This is a genomic window from Methylocystis parvus, assembly GCF_049675845.1.
GTDB lineage: Bacteria > Pseudomonadota > Alphaproteobacteria > Rhizobiales > Beijerinckiaceae > Methylocystis > Methylocystis parvus_A.
This window is the reverse complement of the sequence record NZ_CP187161.1, coordinates 1,096,857-1,113,842: the sequence shown is the minus strand read 5'-3', so window position 1 is coordinate 1,113,842 and position 16,986 is coordinate 1,096,857. Positions and strand designations below refer to the sequence as shown.

The 16,986-nt window shown below is 64.4% G+C and carries 20 protein-coding genes, 1 tRNA gene and 2 pseudogenes; 11 read left to right on the top strand and 12 right to left on the bottom strand.

Annotated features, from left to right (window positions below; translation table 11 throughout):
- Positions 1-55 precede the first annotated feature (55 nt).
- From ACPFMJ_RS05945 to ACPFMJ_RS05935, 3 genes are all read right to left on the bottom strand, one after another.
- Entirely contained in the window at positions 56-274 is a 219-nt protein-coding gene (locus ACPFMJ_RS05945; protein ID WP_424362921.1) for a YdcH family protein, read from the bottom strand.
- Between the two features lie 88 nt (positions 275-362).
- Complete coding sequence (locus tag ACPFMJ_RS05940; protein WP_424362920.1) at positions 363-1,790, bottom strand: protein adenylyltransferase SelO family protein; 1,428 nt, start codon at positions 1,788-1,790, stop codon at positions 363-365.
- A 236-nt stretch (positions 1,791-2,026) separates the two neighbouring features.
- Positions 2,027-2,206, bottom strand: a complete 180-nt coding sequence (locus ACPFMJ_RS05935; RefSeq protein ID WP_424362919.1) for a YdcH family protein — start codon at positions 2,204-2,206, stop codon at positions 2,027-2,029.
- Between the two features lie 289 nt (positions 2,207-2,495).
- On the opposite strand from ACPFMJ_RS05935, the gene ACPFMJ_RS05930 reads away from it, so the two are divergent.
- The 3 genes from ACPFMJ_RS05930 to ACPFMJ_RS05920 all read left to right on the top strand — a co-directional run bounded on the left by ACPFMJ_RS05930 (position 2,496) and on the right by ACPFMJ_RS05920 (position 3,503).
- Positions 2,496-2,570, top strand: a tRNA-Val gene (locus tag ACPFMJ_RS05930).
- Between the two features lie 452 nt (positions 2,571-3,022).
- Positions 3,023-3,148 carry a hypothetical protein gene (locus ACPFMJ_RS05925; protein WP_424362918.1) on the top strand — a complete coding sequence of 42 codons (126 nt, stop codon included), beginning with the start codon at positions 3,023-3,025 and terminating at the stop codon, positions 3,146-3,148.
- 112 nt (positions 3,149-3,260) lie between these two features.
- Entirely contained in the window at positions 3,261-3,503 is a 243-nt protein-coding gene (locus ACPFMJ_RS05920) for a hypothetical protein (RefSeq protein WP_424362917.1), read from the top strand.
- Positions 3,504-3,521: 18 nt separating this feature from the next.
- Here ACPFMJ_RS05920 and ACPFMJ_RS05915 read toward each other — a convergent pair whose 3' ends face one another.
- From ACPFMJ_RS05915 to ACPFMJ_RS05900, 4 genes are all read right to left on the bottom strand, one after another.
- On the bottom strand, positions 3,522-5,234 hold the full coding sequence (locus ACPFMJ_RS05915; RefSeq protein WP_424362916.1) for an MEDS domain-containing protein: 1,713 nt from the start codon (positions 5,232-5,234) through the stop codon (positions 3,522-3,524).
- Positions 5,235-5,359: 125 nt separating this feature from the next.
- Positions 5,360-5,584 carry a hypothetical protein gene (locus tag ACPFMJ_RS05910; protein ID WP_424362915.1) on the bottom strand — a complete coding sequence of 75 codons (225 nt, stop codon included), beginning with the start codon at positions 5,582-5,584 and terminating at the stop codon, positions 5,360-5,362.
- A gap of 73 nt (positions 5,585-5,657) precedes the next feature.
- Complete coding sequence (locus tag ACPFMJ_RS05905) at positions 5,658-6,335, bottom strand: SH3 domain-containing protein (protein ID WP_424362914.1); 678 nt, start codon at positions 6,333-6,335, stop codon at positions 5,658-5,660.
- A 57-nt stretch (positions 6,336-6,392) separates the two neighbouring features.
- Entirely contained in the window at positions 6,393-6,782 is a 390-nt protein-coding gene (locus ACPFMJ_RS05900) for a hypothetical protein (RefSeq protein WP_424362913.1), read from the bottom strand.
- A gap of 51 nt (positions 6,783-6,833) precedes the next feature.
- Here ACPFMJ_RS05900 and ACPFMJ_RS05895 point away from each other — a divergent pair.
- A pseudogene (locus tag ACPFMJ_RS05895) lies at positions 6,834-8,023 on the top strand (adenylosuccinate synthase); the annotation flags it as partial.
- 353 nt (positions 8,024-8,376) lie between these two features.
- Here the strand turns inward: ACPFMJ_RS05895 and ACPFMJ_RS05890 are convergent.
- Positions 8,377-8,631, bottom strand: a pseudogene (locus ACPFMJ_RS05890) (PilZ domain-containing protein); the annotation flags it as partial.
- 155 nt (positions 8,632-8,786) lie between these two features.
- Here ACPFMJ_RS05890 and ACPFMJ_RS05885 point away from each other — a divergent pair.
- A complete protein-coding gene (locus tag ACPFMJ_RS05885; RefSeq protein ID WP_424362912.1) occupies positions 8,787-8,978 on the top strand; it encodes a DUF6494 family protein in 192 nt (63 codons plus the stop codon).
- On the opposite strand, the gene ACPFMJ_RS05880 is transcribed toward ACPFMJ_RS05885, so the two are convergent.
- The gene (locus tag ACPFMJ_RS05880; RefSeq protein WP_424362911.1) at positions 8,979-9,443 is read right to left on the bottom strand and encodes a VOC family protein; all 465 of its coding nucleotides are present in this window, start codon (positions 9,441-9,443) and stop codon (positions 8,979-8,981) included.
- Between the two features lie 57 nt (positions 9,444-9,500).
- Between ACPFMJ_RS05880 and ACPFMJ_RS05875 the strand changes: the two genes are divergently transcribed.
- The 6 genes from ACPFMJ_RS05875 (at position 9,501) to ACPFMJ_RS05850 (ending at position 13,456) form a co-directional block, all read left to right on the top strand.
- Positions 9,501-9,941: a MarR family winged helix-turn-helix transcriptional regulator gene (locus tag ACPFMJ_RS05875; protein ID WP_424362910.1), complete on the top strand. Its 441-nt coding sequence runs from the start codon at positions 9,501-9,503 to the stop codon at positions 9,939-9,941.
- Between the two features lie 10 nt (positions 9,942-9,951).
- Positions 9,952-10,434 (top strand): VOC family protein, encoded by a 483-nt coding sequence (locus ACPFMJ_RS05870; protein ID WP_424362909.1) that lies wholly within the window; start codon positions 9,952-9,954, stop codon positions 10,432-10,434.
- A gap of 158 nt (positions 10,435-10,592) precedes the next feature.
- On the top strand, positions 10,593-11,069 hold the full coding sequence (locus ACPFMJ_RS05865; RefSeq protein WP_424362908.1) for a DUF2948 family protein: 477 nt from the start codon (positions 10,593-10,595) through the stop codon (positions 11,067-11,069).
- A 173-nt stretch (positions 11,070-11,242) separates the two neighbouring features.
- Complete coding sequence (gene hisD, locus ACPFMJ_RS05860) at positions 11,243-12,544, top strand: histidinol dehydrogenase (protein ID WP_424362907.1); 1,302 nt, start codon at positions 11,243-11,245, stop codon at positions 12,542-12,544.
- Positions 12,501-13,025 (top strand): UPF0262 family protein, encoded by a 525-nt coding sequence (locus tag ACPFMJ_RS05855; protein WP_424362906.1) that lies wholly within the window; start codon positions 12,501-12,503, stop codon positions 13,023-13,025. The genes hisD and ACPFMJ_RS05855 overlap by 44 nt, the downstream gene beginning before the upstream one ends.
- A 5-nt stretch (positions 13,026-13,030) precedes the next feature.
- Positions 13,031-13,456, top strand: a complete 426-nt coding sequence (locus tag ACPFMJ_RS05850) for a low molecular weight phosphatase family protein (RefSeq protein ID WP_424362905.1) — start codon at positions 13,031-13,033, stop codon at positions 13,454-13,456.
- Positions 13,457-13,468: 12 nt separating this feature from the next.
- Here ACPFMJ_RS05850 and ACPFMJ_RS05845 read toward each other — a convergent pair whose 3' ends face one another.
- From ACPFMJ_RS05845 to ACPFMJ_RS05835, 3 genes are all read right to left on the bottom strand, one after another.
- Entirely contained in the window at positions 13,469-13,735 is a 267-nt protein-coding gene (locus ACPFMJ_RS05845) for a hypothetical protein (RefSeq protein WP_424362904.1), read from the bottom strand.
- A 131-nt stretch (positions 13,736-13,866) separates the two neighbouring features.
- On the bottom strand, positions 13,867-15,036 hold the full coding sequence (locus tag ACPFMJ_RS05840) for an amidase (protein ID WP_424362903.1): 1,170 nt from the start codon (positions 15,034-15,036) through the stop codon (positions 13,867-13,869).
- A 27-nt stretch (positions 15,037-15,063) separates the two neighbouring features.
- On the bottom strand, positions 15,064-16,842 hold the full coding sequence (locus tag ACPFMJ_RS05835) for a long-chain-acyl-CoA synthetase (RefSeq protein WP_424362902.1): 1,779 nt from the start codon (positions 16,840-16,842) through the stop codon (positions 15,064-15,066).
- Between the last annotated feature and the right edge of the window lie 144 nt (positions 16,843-16,986).

The following is a 16,986-nucleotide window of genomic DNA, read 5'->3' as shown; positions in this document are numbered from 1 at the left end:
AGTCAGACATGATCGGGAATACATCTATCGCTAAGGCTCAGGTTGTTCTCCTGTCCTAAGCGATGATGTCGGGCGTGATCTGGTCTTCCAGCATGGAAATTCGGTCGCGCAGCAGCAATTTGCGCTTTTTCAACCGCTGAATTTGGAGCTGATCCGGCGCGCCCACGGCGATCAGCGCATCGATCGCGGCCTCCAGGTCATGATGCTCCAGCCGAAGCCGCTCCAGTTCGGCCCGGATGGCGGCCTGTGCGGCATCGCTCGGATTGTCGTTCATCGCCGTCAAAACACGCCCCGCCGCAGGGTTCAAGATTCGCTGGGAGATTATCGCGCCGCACATAAGGCGCGTTCAAGCGTAAAACGCCTCAGGCGGGGGCGAAACCGTAAGCGTCTCGCATCTCGGCGATTTGCGCGATTTTGTCTCGCAGCGCCGACCAGTCGTCCGTCTCCGCGATCGGCGCCCAGATGGCCTCGACTTCGTCGATCAGCATGGTGCAGGGGTTGGGCCGCCGGAAATAGGAATGGTCGAGCCGGGCCTCCGCCGTCGCCTTGTGCTCCGCAAGGGCCGCGCGGACGGGTGCAAACTCTTCTTGTTCGTAGAACGGCGCCGAGGGGCTCGCTTTCGCCCGCGCCTCGCTCGCCAGCCCGCCGCGCCAGTCGAAGAAGGTCTGTTCGAAGGGCGCGCGCGTCTTCATCAGAAAATCGGTGAAAGCCTTGGAGAGCCGCGCATCGGCCTCTTCGCCAGCAGGGGCGAGCGCCAGGCGGCGCAGCAGCGCGGCGCGAAATTCCCGCTGGATCAGGGCCGGGAAAGCGTCGAGCGTCTTCTGCGCCGCATCGAGGCCGGTGAGATGCAGCAGGCATTCGGCGAGCCTCGCGAGATTCCAGGCGAGCGCCGGCGGCTGGCGCGCGAAGGAATAGAGCCCGCCTTCGTCGAAATAGGCGGCCGTGAAGAGCGGGTCATAGGCGGGCGCGAAGCGCCAGGGGCCGTAATCGAAGCTCTCGCCCGTGACGTTGATGTTGTCGGAATTCAGCACCCCGTGGACGAACCCGGCAGACATATAACCCGCGCCGAGCTTCGCGACCCGGGCGCAGACCTCCTCCAGAAACGCGCGCGCCTTGGCCTCACTCGGGAGATCTGCGAGGGCGGGGAAATAGTGGCTGCACACATAATCCAGCAGACGCGCAATCGCAGGCTGGTCGTCGTGGAAGGCGAGGCGTTGAAAGGTGCCGATGCGGATGTGCGAGTGCGAAAGCCGCACAAGCACGCTGGCGCGGGTAGGAGAGGGCTCGTCGCCGCGCATCAGCGCTTCGCCGGTTTCGATGAGGCTGAAGGTCTTGGAGGTGTCGACGTCGAGCGCCTCCAGCATCTCGGTCGCGAGAATCTCGCGCACGCCGCCCTTGAGCGTCAGCCGCCCATCGCCGCGCCGCGACCACGGCGTCTGGCCGCTGCCCTTGGTGCCGAGATCGAGCAGGCGGCCATCGGCGGCGTCGCGGAGTTGCGCGAAGAGGAAGCCGCGACCGTCGCCGAGCTCGGCGTTGTAAACCCGGAACTGATGGCCGTGATAGCGGAGCGCCAGCGGCTGCGGCAGGCTGTCCGGCAGGGGCTCGAAGCGGCCGAAATGGGCAATCCATTCCTCATCAGTGAGGCCGTCGAGCCCGACGCGCGCCGCCCAGCGCTGGTTGCGATAACGCAGGATCGTCTTGGGGAAGGAAGCGGCGTCGACGCGGTCGAAAAAGGGTTCGCCCAGGGTCTCGTGCAGGGTCTCGGGACGGTAGGCGGCAGTGACGGGCATGGGATCGCGATCTCTTTGGGTGGGATGCAACGGAGCAAGCGTTGCGCCAGAAGATATGTCGGAATGGCGGCGAGGGCAGGTCGGCGGCGAGGACGATTTTGACGAAAGCCCGGGGCGCGCACCTCATCGCTCGAGCAGAGGGGCAGAATCGGCCTCGCCCGTGCGAACTCAAATCCGCAAAAGAAAAGGGCGGAAGCAGAGCTCCGCCCAACATCTCAACGTCTTGTCTCGGCCGGTCAGTGTCGCGTTTCGCTTACGACCAATTTGGCGAGCTCGTCCTTGATCAGCAGCTTTTTGCGCTTCAGCTCGATGATTTTCGCCTCGTCGGCGTTGGGGTGGAGCTGCTCTTTTTCGATTTCCTTCTTGAGCGCCTCGTGGCGGCGTTGGAGTTCGACGATATGGCCCTGTAAGGACATGCGAAACCTCCTTTGTGTCTGTCTCCTATGAAAGGAGCGCACGGCCAAGCATGCCACAACCGGAAACCGCCGCAAGTCATGAAATGACGCAGGCGTCACAAATCTTTCGCAGGGGCGCCGCCCGCCTTTAACGTTTCGTCAATTTTTCCGAGCGCTAGACCGGAATCAGCGCCCTTTTCCGGGCGAAATGAATGGAAGCAATTTTTCGCAACAAAGGCGCTTGCGCCCCGGCGCTTCCCCCACTATACACCAGCCCACCCGAGCCGCCCACGCGGCGGACCCCGGAAGGGGGCGCGTAGCTCAGCGGGAGAGCACTACGTTGACATCGTAGGGGTCACAGGTTCAATCCCTGTCGCGCCCACCATTAATCCACGGAAAACGTTGGAATAATATACGCGGCCTGGAAGCCGCTTCCGTACACGGATGTCCGGTGGGCGCCATATGGCACGCGACCGACTCGCGTGGCGCGCCACCCCGCTTGTCGGGGGGTACCGGCAAGGCTCCTACTTTGCCATCAAGGCGGGGAGTGGCGCCCCCATGGATCTCACAGCTCCGCCACAAGCGCGATTAGGAGGGCGAGGCGTTTCAAGCTTCTGAGAAGAAGGCGGACGACTTGCGCGCGCGATAATGCATACCCTGCGTCTTTGCCGGCAAGCCGAGTGCAAGATGTCTTTCCAGCCAACACAGGTTTGGCTGTGCGCGGCGCATCAAGCTAACCTCCGCGGCGAAATCCAGTTATCAGAACGCGTTCGCCTTTCCCTGGGACCGCGCCGCGCCAATTTACTTTATAGCTATCCATCTCGGCGCGAGCAGCCCATGAATCCCTACGGCGAGATTCTCCTCAAGGCGATGGTGGCCGCCACCGTCACCTACTTCACCCTCAGGATCGCGATCGACGTCGCGCCCGCGGCCTATGCCGCGCTCGCCGTTGGAACCGGATGATCGCGAAGGCCTTTTCGTCGGCGCGCGGGCGCGTGCGCCAAGTAAAAATCCTTAGATGGAACTACTTAGGCCGCAGAAAGTTCTATCTAGACACATAGGGAGGGGAGGAGCCATGCGTCCCCTTGAGAGCCAACTTGCGTCGTCCAAGGAGTCGAGCGCGGCGACAGCCATCCCACCCGAGTTGCAGATCGCGATACGGCTCTCGTTCGAAGCCGTGACGGAAGAGCCGCTGCCCCGCGAGATGGCGCTCCTGCTCTTACGCCTCGCTTTGGCCGAACTGATGCGAAGCGCCGGCGGGCGGGAGACATTCCAATCGGCCCACAGGGAGTGCGAACTCGAGCCGGAGTGGGGCTGACGCGCGTTTCCGCTTTCTTTAATCGGTCTCCAACAACGGCAATGTGAAGCTCACGATCGAGCCGCCCTGGGGGTTGGAGCGCGTCCAGATTTGCCCGTCATGCGCTTCGATGATGGCGCGCGACACGGAGAGACCGACGCCGAGGCCATGAACCTTGGATGTGACGAAAGGCTCGAACAGTTCGGCCTTGATCTCCTCCGGGAAACCGGCGCCCGTGTCGATCACGTCGACCTGCACGGCGTCGCCGGTGGGGAAGGCGGCGATGGTGACTTCGCGCCGCTCGGCGTTCTGCACGGCCTCAACGGCGTTGCGAATGAGGTTGACGATCACTTGCTCGATCTGAATGCGGTCGGCGAGGACGCGTCCTTTGGGGGCTTCGAGATCGCATTTGAGATCGACGCCGGCCTGCCGGGCGCTTTGATTGGTCAGCATGCAGGCGTCGTAGATCAGGTCATGCAGGCTCCACAGCATCTTGTCGGGTTCGCGGTGCGAGACGAATTCGCGAATGTGCGAGATGATTTTTCCCGCGCGCAGCGCCTGCTCGGCCGCGCGATCCAACGCGTTTTCGATGCGCGCGGGACGTTTGTCCTCCGGCATGCGCATGAGCCGCTGGGCCGCCTGCAGATAGCTCGTCGCCGCCGTCAAAGGCTGGTTCAATTCATGCGCCAGGGCGGTGGCCATGCTGCCGATGACATTCACGCGATCCGCGTGAAGCTTGCGAATTTGAGCTTCGGTCGCGCGCTGCCGCGTGAGGTCGCGCACGAAGCCGACGAAGAGCGGCTGATTGTCGGCCGTCACCACGCTCAGCGTCCATTCGACCGGGAAGGTCGAGTGGTCCTTGCGTCGCGCTTCTCCACCGAAGCTCGCATGCGGCGAAACATCGCCGCCGCGCCGTAGCGCTTCGGCGAGATCGGGAACGAAATCGCCGATATTGGCGCCGACGATTTCGAAAGGCATGCAATTGAACATGCACTGCGCCGCGAGATTGGCGAGCACAATGGCGCCGGTTCTGTCGCAGGTGACGATGCCGTCGCTTGCGCCGTCGATGGTCGCGCGCAGCTGTGCTTCGCTCTCACGAAGCACCTGTTCATTGCGATAGCGCGGATAGTTCCTGAAAGTGGTCCAGTCGCCTCGCTCGCGCGTGAGCGCGAATTCGTGGCTGGCAACGACGTCGAAGATTTGGCGCGCGTTGAGCAGGTCCAGCGGGTAGCTGCAGAGCGCCAACACTGGATGCTGCTTGATGACCAGGTCTATTCGCTCTTCGTAATGGACGAAGGACTCCCAGTCCGTTTCGTCGATCCAGGACGTGTCGCCGGAAAGCCGCATGCCGTCGAAGCCGCGCGCGAGCGCGGGGTGCAACTTGTCCAACCAGGCCTGGCTTACGCGCGCCCCGTCAAAACCGCCACCGGGCGTGTACCACTCCCGGTAGTCGAGGATCTCGATCTGCCCGCTCGCCAGATGATGGTCGAGTTGCGGCAACGCCGCGCGCAACGCGTCGGCCGCGTCCTTGGGGCTCAACGCCTGCGACGTGATCCAGAGGCAATATTCGTTGGAAAGCAGACCCTCGCGGAAATAGGGGACGAGTATTTCCAGCAGCTCGTCGCGCGAGGAATACATGAGGCAGATATGCGCGCCCCAATGCAGCGGCCCGACGCAGTCGAGACCCGAGCGGCGCGCGTCCTCGGAGGCTGGGGCCTTGAGGCTGTGAATGTGCGTGACATTGCTGTTCAAGGGCAAAGCTTCCAGTCCAGGCGCCGCTCCGGAAAGCATTTAGCAACCCAAAACGGACGGCGAGCAAGCGTGGCGTTTCCACGGAAAATACTTACCGCGGTCAAGCTTTCGGCTGATTCGCGTCATCATTCCGACACGTCCAGAAGCTCGCGTCGCAGTCGTTCGACATCGGCAACATGCATCGCCTGAAGCTCTTCAGCCTGGCTGAGCTGTTCTCTGGCGAGCGCGGCGTCGCGGCCGACGCTCTCGAGATTGATCACGCGCTTGCGCTGTTCTGTCACACGCCGAATGTCGAGGTGAAGATAACCCTCGGCGCGGTCGAGTTGCTGCTGAATCAACGCCCGTTCCACTGCCGACCTCTCATGAGCGCCCCTCTGCGCATTTTTAGAGAAGCCGGAACGCTCTTCGAGCGTTGCGGGCGCGTTACTGCGACGGCGGCGCCCCTTCGCGCAGATATTTGCCATTGACCCAGCCGCGGCGCCCCGCGCCGTCTTCGACCTGGCACCAGCGCTGGCCGCGCGTGTTCCTGCAACCGAGGTTTTTCATGATTGCGGAATTGAGCGCTTGCGTGACGAGCTTCCCTTTTGGGGAAGGCGTCGCGCGAACGCTCAGCCTGTCGCCCGCCGGTACGTCCGTCACTTCCCAGTAATCGGGGCCGCCGGTGAGGCCGTCGGCGAAATCGGGACCGTTCGGCTTACCGGCGCTCTTCATGCCCAGGGCGATATTCAGCACGTAATTCGCCTTCACGCCGCGCCGCGCGTCGTTGCGCATGAGATAGACGCGCGCCGTATAATCCCCGCTGACGGGCGCCGCGCCGCTGAAGCTCGCGCCCGATGTGGAGCCAATGAAGAGCGCTTCATCGGCGCCCGGCGCGGTGAGGTTGAAATAATTGCTGAGCCTGTTCGTCTTGAGGCTTATGGCGATGGATTCGCCTGCGTTGGCCGGAAACACGTAATCGCGCGTCTCGTAGCCCGTCACGCTGCCACGCAGCGAGGCGTGGCCGTCGCGGAAACCGACGCGCGTGACCTTGACGGCGTCCTGCCCGTTGGCGGCGGCGGGAAGCAGCGCAAGCGCCAGCAGCAATCCAAATGGCCTGAACATGAAACCCCTCCGCTGAAACGGCGACCCGTGCAGCCTAGGGGTTCATCTCGACCACGGCTAGACCCGCTGCTCGTGCATCGTCTCCTGCAGCCGCACCATGGCCCGTTCGACCTGCTGGAAGTCGCCCCGCAGGGCCTTTAGCGCATAGCGTTCCTGATCGATCTCGTGGCTGGTGCGGAAGCCCAGGCGCCGCAGGACCGGCAAGGGCGGGCACCAGCCCTGCACGGCGTGCTGGAGGAGGAAGCCCGCGACGAAGGCGGGGAGGGCGAACCAGCGACGGTTCGCCGCGAAGCCGAGCCCGATGCCGACCAGCGCCAGCGTCGAGGCGTTGGCCTCCAGCGCCCGCTCGATGTCCCATTCCCGGTCGAGCTCGTCGAGCCGGTGGCCGATTTTGGCGGGATGGAGCGCGAAATAGACGAGCCGCTCCAGCATCTCCTCATGGATCATGCGGTTGACGGCGTCGGATGTGTGGTTTTGAACCCTGTCTGCGGCGGCTGCGGCCACAATGCCGGCCATACGCTCGTCATCGACAGCAAGACCTACAAGCTCGCGCTGCTGCCATCGGGCATCGTGCGGCCGGGCAAGCTGTCGGTGATCGGCAACGGCGTCGTCGTCGATCCGCACTTCCTCGTCGGCGAGATCGACCGGCTGCGGGAGCAGGGCGTCGAGATCACGCCCGAGAATTTCAAGGTCGCCGAGAACGCGCCGCTCATCCTCTCGCTGCATCGCGAGCTGGACGCCCATCGCGAGGAAGCCGCCGGCGGCGAAAAGATCGGCACGACCAAGCGCGGCATCGGTCCCGCTTACGAGGACAAGGTCGGCCGCCGCGCGATCCGCCTGATGGACCTCGCCGAGCCGGACACGCTCGACGACAAGATCGCTCGGGTGCTCGCCCACCACAATCCGCTGCGTCGCGGCCTCGGCCTGCCGGAAGTTTCTCCCGCGACTCTGCGCGAGGAGTTGCTCGCCGTCGCGCCGAAGATCCTGCCCTTCATGGACGCGGTTTGGGACCTGCTCGACGACCAGCGCCGCGCCGGCAAGCGCATCCTGTTCGAGGGCGCGCAGGGCGTGCTGCTCGACGTCGATCACGGCACCTATCCTTACGTGACCTCCTCGAACACGGTGGCGGCTTCAGGCCGCGACCGGGTCGGGCCTCGGGCCGCGGCGCGATCGGCTACGTGCTCGGCATCGCCAAGGCCTATACGACGCGCGTCGGCGGCGGGCCGTTCCCGACTGAGCTTGACGACGCCATCGGCGAGCTGATCGGCGACCGCGGCCGCGAGTTCGGCACCAATACGGGACGCAAGCGCCGCTGCGGCTGGTTCGACGCCGTGCTGACGCGCCAGGCGGTGAAGACCTCCGGCATCAATGGCATCGCGCTGACGAAGCTCGACATTCTCGACGGCTTCGACGAGATCAAGATCTGCGTCGGTTACATGCTGGACGGCAAGCAGATCGACCGCCTGCCGGCCTCGCAATCGGCGCAGGCGCGCGTGACGCCCGTTTATGAAAGCTTCCCCGGCTGGAAGGAGACGACGAGCGGCGCGCGGAGCTGGGCCGATCTGCCGGCGCAGGCGATCAAATATGTCCGCCGCGTCGAGGAGCTGATCGAGTGCCCGGTCGCGCTGCTCTCGACGAGCCCCGAGCGCGACGACACGATCCTGGTGCACAATCCATTCCAGGATTGAGGATCGATCTCGACCGGCGCAAACGGCGTGAGAAACTTGGCCGCGAAGCCGCCGTCGAAATGTCGAATGACATTCGCATAGGCCTTGCCGATCGAGACGCGCTCGCCCACCGCCGGCAGATAATTGGAATCCACGCTGACGCCGGAAGCGGACAGATCGCGGATCGTCACGACCATCTCGTCCCCGGAGCAAAGGCGCATCGGGACGAATTTCTGAATGGGCTCGATGCGCTCGTCACACCGCTGGTCTGAGAGGTTGAGCGCGATGCGGTTGGCGAACCATGTCAGCTTGTCGGCCAGCATCTCGCGTCTTTCGGGCGACGCGTTGATGGTCATGGAGAAGCCCTCGGGAGAGGTGCGAACCACATGGCCGGTGAAGCGGCCCAGCGCGTCGATATAGGCGATGACGCTCTCGCCGGTCTCGGGCCGCGCCGTGCACATGAGCTTCATGCCGCCGGGGGAAACGTCCACCGTTCGGCACTGAAACTCCGCCTTCGACGGGAGAACGATCCGCCCGAACAGGTCGATATGCACGCGCTGGAAACGGCGCCGCTCGGAACTGGTGAAGATAGGTTCATATCCCTGGAACGAACCGGTCTTGCCAGTCATGCTCATCGGACGCTTCCACATTCCATTTGCGGAGAGAATGAGCTTCTGTACGGAAACTGCTTTAATTTTCCCTACTTAAGCACAACCATAAGTCGGCCCCCATATTCATTTTTTCGCGTCGGCGTTATTTGGAGTGAGAGGAAAGGAGACCGATCATGGACGAAGACGCCTTCAACATGGCCGTGCGCAAGTTCCTCAAGGAAGTCGGCGTCACCTCGCAACGCGAAATAGAACGCGTTGTTCGTGAACACAAAGTCGATGGCGGCAGGCTGAAGCTGCGCATGACGCTGACGGCGGAGGGCACGCCGCTCGAGCATGTCGTAAAGTCGGAGATCGACGTTTCTTAACTATTCGCCGCGAAACGCCTTTTCGAGCGCCGCGACGTCGAGCTTCACCATGCCCATCATGGCCTGCATCGCGCGGGCGGCGGCCGCGCGGTCCGGGTCCGTCAGCAGGCGGGGCAGGGCCTCGGGCACGATCTGCCAGGAGAGCCCGAAACGGTCCCTGAGCCAGCCGCAGCGATTTTCCGCGCCCCCACCCGCCAGCAGCGCCTCCCAGAGTCGGTCAGTCTCTTCCTGATCCTTCGTCACCACGGAAATCGAAACGGCGTCGTTGAGCGTGACGTAGTCGCCCATGTTGAGGGCCTGATAGGGCGTCCCGGCGAGGGTGAAGAGCGCCATCAGCGCTGGCCCGTTCGGGTCCGGGCGAAAAGCGGTCTCGAATTCCGAGCCGGGTATGAGCGACACATAGAAGCGCGCGGCTTCCTCGGCCTGGTCCCTGAAGGCGAGGCAGGTTCTGACTTTGGCTTGCACAGGCGGCTCCCGACGGTGGACTTTGCGTTGAAAGGTTGATATCAACATATATGCGCCATGTCAAAGAAACTGCCCCTTGCCGCCGTTCACGAGGTTCGCGACGCCTGCCTCTGTCTTGCGACGCAACGCGCTGCGCGGCGACTCGCGCGTCGCTTCGATCGCGCCTTCGCGCCCGTCGGGCTCACCAATGGCCAGTTCTCGCTGATGATGGCGCTCAACGCCCCGCAGGCGCCGACGGTCGGCAAGCTTGCGGAATTTCTCGCGATGGACCGCACGACGCTGACGGCCGCGCTGAAATCGCTGGAGCGGCGCGGTCTCGTCGCCGTCGCCGCGGATGAAAAAGACAAGCGCGCGCGCCTGCTGTCGCTCACCGACGCCGGGCGCGAGACGCTCGCGGCGGCGCTCCCCATCTGGCGGGAGACGCATGCCGCGCTCGAGAACGAACTTGCGCAGGGCGACGCCGAGGCCCTGCGCAAGTCGCTTCGAAAGATCGGCTGAGGAGAACGCCATGGATGAGAACGTAAAACCCGTCCCCGAAGGCATGCATACGCTCACGCCGCATATTGTCTGCGCCGGCGCCGCCGAGGCGATCGACTTCTACAAGAAGGCCTTCGGCGCGACGGAGTTCATGCGGATGCCGGGGCCCGACGGCAAGCTGATGCATGCGAGCCTGCGGATAGGCGACTCCATGCTGATGCTCGTCGACGAGATGCCGCAATGGGGCGCTTTGGGCCCCAGGGCGCTCAAGGGCGCCTCGGTCACGCTGCATCTCGCCGTGCCGAATGTGGACGAGGTATTCGCGCAGGCGGTCGCCGCTGGCGCGTCGGTGAAAATGCCTGTGGCCGACATGTTCTGGGGCGACCGTTATGGCTTGGTGATCGATCCCTTCGGCCATGAATGGGCGATTGCGACGCGCATTCGCGACATGACGCCCGAGGAAATGATGGCCGCTGGTCGCGAGGCGATGCAGAAGGGGTGCGCGGAGGCGTAGAACGCGGTCGGACTCGTTAGCCTTGCGACGTCACGCAGCCAAAAATTCCGCGGCTCGAAAAGAGCCGTGGATAGACCACGCGCGACCCGCGTTGACGCGGTGCGGCGGACTTGCGCGCCCCGGCCCCTCTCGCCATATCGCGTGCAGGGAGGATCAGCATGGCCGTAACCCCGCTCGACAAAGGGCTCCTCGCGCCGGCGCTGCGATTGCACGCGCTCGACAGCGAAGACCTCGCGCTTCTTTCCGCGCATTTGCAGGACGCGCTCGTGCGCGTCGGCGACATGACATACCTGCCCGCCAAGCGCCGCTTCGCGCTGGTCGGTTCGCGCTTCGACTGGGCGGCGGAGTTGGAAGGGCGGCTGGAGCGTTGCCGCGCGGGCCTGCATTTCGAAGGCGTGCAGCGGGTGCGTTGCAACCGCGTCTCGCGCGAGCAGCCCGACCTGATCCTCGACCTGCTCGCCGTGACGTTCGAACCCGGTCCCGAAGCGCCCGGCGGCACGATCCGCCTGACCTTCGCCGGCGGCGCGGCGATTTGTCTCGATGTCGAATGCGTGGAGGCGCAGCTCACCGATATCGGCCCCCGCTGGAAGACGGCGGCGCGGCCGAGCCACGATACGCAGAGCGTCGTTCCCTGAAAAAACCGCCCCGGCGGGACGTTCGCCCATCCCGCCGCCCTTCGGCGCGACCTTCCCTTCGGGCGGAGAGCGGGGCGCCGCGGGCCTGCAAGCGCCGCATTGGCGCGCTTCAAACTTGACGAAAGCGCTTCCCCAAGGTCATGACAACCGGAAACCCCCGGTTGGAGATGGAAATGACCCTGCGTTTGGACGCCGCCGCCCCTGATTTCGAGCAGCAGTTCGTTTCTCTGCTCGCCATGAAGCGGGAGTCCTCCCAGGACGTCGACACGACCGTCCGTGGCATCATCGAGGATGTCATCGCCCGCGGCGACGAGGCGCTCATCGACTATTCCAAGCGCTTCGACCGCATTGATCTTGCCCAGACCGGCATCGCCGTCTCGGCCGCCGAAGTCGATGCGGCGGTCGCCGCATGCCCGAAGGAGCAGCTCGCGGCGCTCGATCTCGCGCTGGAGCGCATCACCGCCTATCATTCGAAGCAGAAGCCCGAGGACGTGCGTTATCGCGACGCGGCGGGCGTGGAACTCGGCTGGCGCTGGTCGCCGCTCGATTCGGTCGGCCTCTATGTCCCGGGCGGCACGGCGGCCTATCCGTCCTCCGTGGCCATGAACGTTGTCCCGGCCAAGGTCGCGGGCGTGAAGCGCATCGTGATGGTGGTGCCGACGCCGGGCGGCCATGTCGAGCCGCTGGTGCTCGCGGCGGCCAAGCGCTCGGGCATCGACGAAATCTACCGCGTTGGCGGCGCGCAGGCAGTGGCGGCGTTGGCTTACGGCACGAAGACCATCGCGCCGGTCGCCAAGATCGTCGGCCCCGGCAACGCATGGGTCGCGGCCGCGAAGCGCCGCGTCTTCGGCCAGGTCGGCATCGACATGATCGCCGGCCCGTCCGAAGTGCTGATCCTCGCCGACAAGACGGCCAATCCCGACTGGATCGCCGCGGACCTGTTGGCGCAGGCCGAGCATGACGAGTCGGCGCAGTCCATCCTCATCACCGACAGCGTCGAAATCGCCGACGCGACGGTCGCGGCGGTGGAGCGTCACCTCTCGACGCTCTCCCGCTCCGAGATCGCCAGCAAGTCCTGGCGCGATTATGGCGCGGTGATCCTCGTCAAGAAGCTCTCCGATTCGTTGCCGCTCGCGGACCGCATCGCCGCCGAGCATCTCGAGATCATCTCGGAAGACGCTGAAGAACTCGCCGCCCGCGTCTCCAACGCCGGCGCCATCTTCATTGGCGGCTATACGCCGGAGGCGGTGGGCGACTATGTCGGCGGCAGCAATCACGTTCTGCCGACGGCGCGCTCGGCGCGCTTCTCCTCGGGATTATCGGTTCTCGACTTCCTGAAGCGCACCTCGATTCTGAAGTGCGACGCGGCGTCGCTGCGCGCCATCGGCGCCGCGGCGGTGACGCTGGGAGAGGCCGAGGGCCTCACCGCGCATGCCCGCTCCGTCTCGATCCGGCTCAATTCGATCGGGGCGTAGCGTGGACGCTTGCGCGCAGAATCGGCTGATCTCGGTCACGCTCGACGAGAATTCGATCGGGCGTGGCTCGGCCGACCAGGAGCATGAGCGCGCCATCGCCGTCTATGATCTCATCGAGGAGAACAGCTTTGCGCTGATCGGCCATAGCGGCGGACCCTATGCGCTCAATATCTCGCTGATGGACGCCAAGCTCGTCTTCGACATTCGTGACCAGAACGGCGCCAGCGTCGTCACGCATATTCTGTCGCTCACGCCTTTCAAGCGCATTCTCAAAGACTATTTCATGATCTGCGACGCCTATTACGCCGCCATCCGCACCGCGACGCCGAGCCGGATCGAGGCGATCGACATGGGACGGCGTGGCCTGCACAATGAAGGGGCGGTGCTGTTGGCGGAGCGACTGAAAGGCAAGATCGAGACCGACTCCGACACGGCGCGGCGGCTCTTCACCCTGATCACGGCCCTGCACTGGAAGGGGTGACGGCGATGGGCGACCGCCCGCAATCCGTCCTCTTCGCCTGCACGATGAACACGGTGCGTTCGCCCATGGCGGAAGCCATTGCGCGCCATTATTTCGGCCGCGAGATCTACTTTGCTTCCGCCGGCATCAAGCGCGGCGAGCCGGACCCCTTCGCCGTCGCGGCGATGGAGGAGATTGGCGTCGACATGTCGCGCCACAAGCCGCACACTTTCGAGGATCTGGAAGACTCGAATTTCGACCTGATCGTCACGCTCTCGCCGGAGGCGCATCACAAGGCGCTGGAGTTCACGCGGACGATGGCGGTCGACGTCGTCTATTGGCCGACGCCCGACGCGACCGTCCGGCAGGGTTCGCGCGACGCGATCCTCGCAGGCTATCGCGAGGTGCGGGACAGGCTGACGATGCGGATCAAGCAGTTTCTGGCGCGGTGACGGCTTCGCCTTTCATGCAGGCGGCGGCCAAGTTTCGCCGCAGGCGGGCGCCGCGTTCAGATGCATCTCCGGATGATATTCCCTGATGATTTCCTTCATGCCTGCGCATAGGGCGGCGATGATCTCGTCTTCCTGTTCTTCCGTAAGCTCGATCGGCGCGTCGCAAATGATCCCGCCGACATTGAGCGCGAGGCTGTCGATCTCGTCGCTGATTTGCTCCTCGGGCGTCTGCTGGAGGTGACGCAGCAGCATCTCGGCGAAGGCGTTGTGTCGTTTCATGGCGAACGCGCCCACTGTCGCGGTCCGGGGAAGGACGCGCTAGGCCCTCATAACGCGACGGCGCGCTCGATGTTTCAGCGAGCCGCTGAGAAAGCGCCGAAGCCGCTTCCGCCAGGCGGCTCACGCTCCCCTCATTTCTTCATTTTCCCGCAAAAACTCTGCGCCAGTCTTATGAGCTTGCGGTCCGTCCCGCGCCGGCCGACGAAAGACAGAGCAACCGGCGCTTCGCCATTGGTCGGCAACGGCAGGCTGATCTGCGGCAGGCCAAAATAGCTGGCGATGAGGAAGAGCCGCATCATCTGGTAACGCTTTGCGTCGAGCTGTTCCTCGCTTTCCGAAAGAAGCGGCGAGCGGAAGGGCGTCGTGGGCATGACAAGAAAGCCGTCCGCGCCAAGCAGGTCGTCAATGCGCTTTCTTGCCTCCTCGCAAAAGGCGATGGCGGCCTTTTTCTGGTCGAGCGTGACCTTGGAGGCGATGGCGAAACGCTCCTCCACGCCCTTGCCGAAGGTCGGATGGTTCGCCGTGATCCACGCGCCATGCGAGGCCCAGGCCTGATGCGCCTGTAGATTGCGGAAATGGGCGAGCGCATTTTTGAAGAAATCTTCGTCGAGCCGGCCCTCGCGCCATGGTCCGCTTTTCAGCATGTCGACGGCCGGCGCCGCAGCTGTGGCGAATTCAGCCTCGACGTTGCGGAAGCCATCAGCAAGCAGCACGGCCTGCTCGAATTCCCCGGCGCCGGAATCATCCGGGAGAAGTACCGCGCCGACATCCGCCATCCGCCCGAGATCGCGCGCGAACCAACCGATCACGTCCAGCGACGGCGCAAGCGGCACGACGCCCTCGACGGGAATCGCGCCGTGAGAAGAACGAAAGCCGAAGACGCCGCAAAAGGCCGCCGGCGCCCGGCAGGAGCCGGCCGTGTCCGTTCCGATGGCGAAGTTCACCAGCCCCGCGGCGACGGCGACGGCCGAACCGGATGACGAGCCGCCCGGATGCCGGTCTGGCGCCGCCGGATTGATGGGTGTGCCGAAATGCGGATTGGCGCCGAGCAGGCTGTAGGCCATCTCGTCCATATGCGACTTGCCGACGAGGCGCGCGCCGGCCGCGAGCAGCTTGTCGACGACCGGCGCGTTCGCCTGCGCCGGGGGGTGGGTCGACGCAAAAAGCGGATGCCCGTTGGTGGAGACATGGCCTTTGACGTCGATATTCTCCTTGACGACGAAGCTCGCGCCGTAAAGAGGACCGGCGCCGTCGACGCCTTCATTGAGAACGACGGACAATGCGCCGACATCGACTTTCATCGGGCCAACCTCTCGCGCTGCAACCGCCTATAGGGGAACGGCGCCGGAGAGAATTTTCTCATAAAGCGCCAAATCCAAGGCGGCATATATAGAACGCTCGGAAGACGCGAAAAAGACAGGGTCGGGAACCCGGCGCGGGTCGAAACCCTCTGTCGCGAGCTCCCGCTTGCGGTGCTTGAAGGTCTCCGTCACCTCCAGCTTGCGCGACAGGCGCAGGAAAAGCGGGCGGGCATAGGCGGGGAGTTGCTCGGCGAGGTGCGCATAAAGCCCCTGGAGCGCGAAGCCGTCGCCCGCGACGATCGCCGCCATACCGGCGCGGCCGTCGCGGCCGGGAATTTCTACGCCATAGACATTCACGTCGAGAACCCCCGGATAGGACGCGATGGCCTGAGCGACTTCGGCCGTCGCGACATTCTCGCCCTTCCAGCGGAAGGTGTCGCCGACGCGGTCCACGAAATAAAAGAAGCCGCGGGCGTCCTTGCGCATGAGATCGCCGCTGCGCATCCAGGCGTCGCCGGGCTTGAAGACGTTGCGCAGGATTTTCTTCTCGGAGGCGTCGCGATCGAGATAGCCGTCGAAATCGCCGGAGATGCGGGCGATGGCCTCGCCGGGCTCGCTCGGCCCGCAGGGAATGCAGAACCCGTCTTCGCCGCGCGAAGGCGCGTCGCTTTCCATGTCGTATCGCACGAGACGCACGACCTGGCTCGCCGCGAGAAAGCCTGGGATGCGGCCGATAGCGCCGGGCTCGCCCTCCACATTGTAAAGCGAGAAATTGCTCTCGGTCGCCGCGTAGAATTCCAGAATGCGCGGGATGTTGAAGCGTCTCTCGAAGACAGGCCAAACCTCCGGCCGCAGCCCATTGCCGACGGCCGCTCGCAAATGGTGCTTCTTCTCCGCCTCGCATTCAGGCGCGTTGGCGAGATAGCGGCAGAGCTCTCCAATATATTGGAAGAGCGTGCAGTCATATCTGACCACGTCGTCCCAGAAGGCGCTCGCCGAGAAGCGTTCTCGCAAGGCGACCGAGCCGCCGCCGAGCAGCGCCGAGAAAATCGCCACGACGCCGCCCACCGAATGATAGAGCGGCAGGCAATTATACATGCGGTCGGCAGGCGTGACGTCGAGAAGCCCGCAGAACCAAAGCCCCCAATTCAGCACGCGCTTGTGGGAGACGATCGCCGCCTTCGGCAGGCCCGTCGTGCCGGAAGTGTAGATGTAGAGCGCGGGGTCCGAGATTGTGGGTATCAGGGTCGGCTCGAGATCGAGCGGCGCGGGGGATAGGGTCGCAAGCGCCGCGTCGAACGCGTCGTCGCAGATCGCGATGCGAGCGACGCTCTCCGATGCGGCAGGCGCGCAATTCTCCGAAAGGGCGGCGGACGCAAGTACTAGGCGCGGCCTCGCAATATGGATGCAATGCGCGAGCGCAGGGCCGGTGAGGTGATGATTGATCAGCGCGACGACGACGCCGATCTGCGTGAGGCCGAGCCAGATCGCCACATAATCGGGCCGGCTTTCCATGACCAGCGCGACCGCGTCGCCCTTTTTGAGCCCTTGTGAAAGCCCCCAGCGCGCATAGCGGCGCGCGCGCTCCGCGAGTTCGCGAAAGGTGAACCCGCCTCGCTCGAACAGGATCGCCGGCGCGTCGCCGCGTTCGCGCGCGATGTCCTCGAACGCGACGGGCAGCGTGCGGAGCGGATTTTCTTCGATCGACGCGGCGAGTTTGAGCGCGCGCAGCCAGTCTTTGTTAACCGAACGGCCGACGCCTGCCGAGTGCGCGGGGGCTTGCAAAGTCTCGCCGGCGGGACTCATGATTTCTTCACCGTCTGCATACCGCGCGCCAAATCCGCGCTGCTTCGGGCATATCCGATAAACCCCAGAAAAACGTAAGGAAAGAGTGGCGGTTCGTTAGGGTTACGGCGCACTTTTCATCGCCGGCGCAAGCGAAGCCGTTTA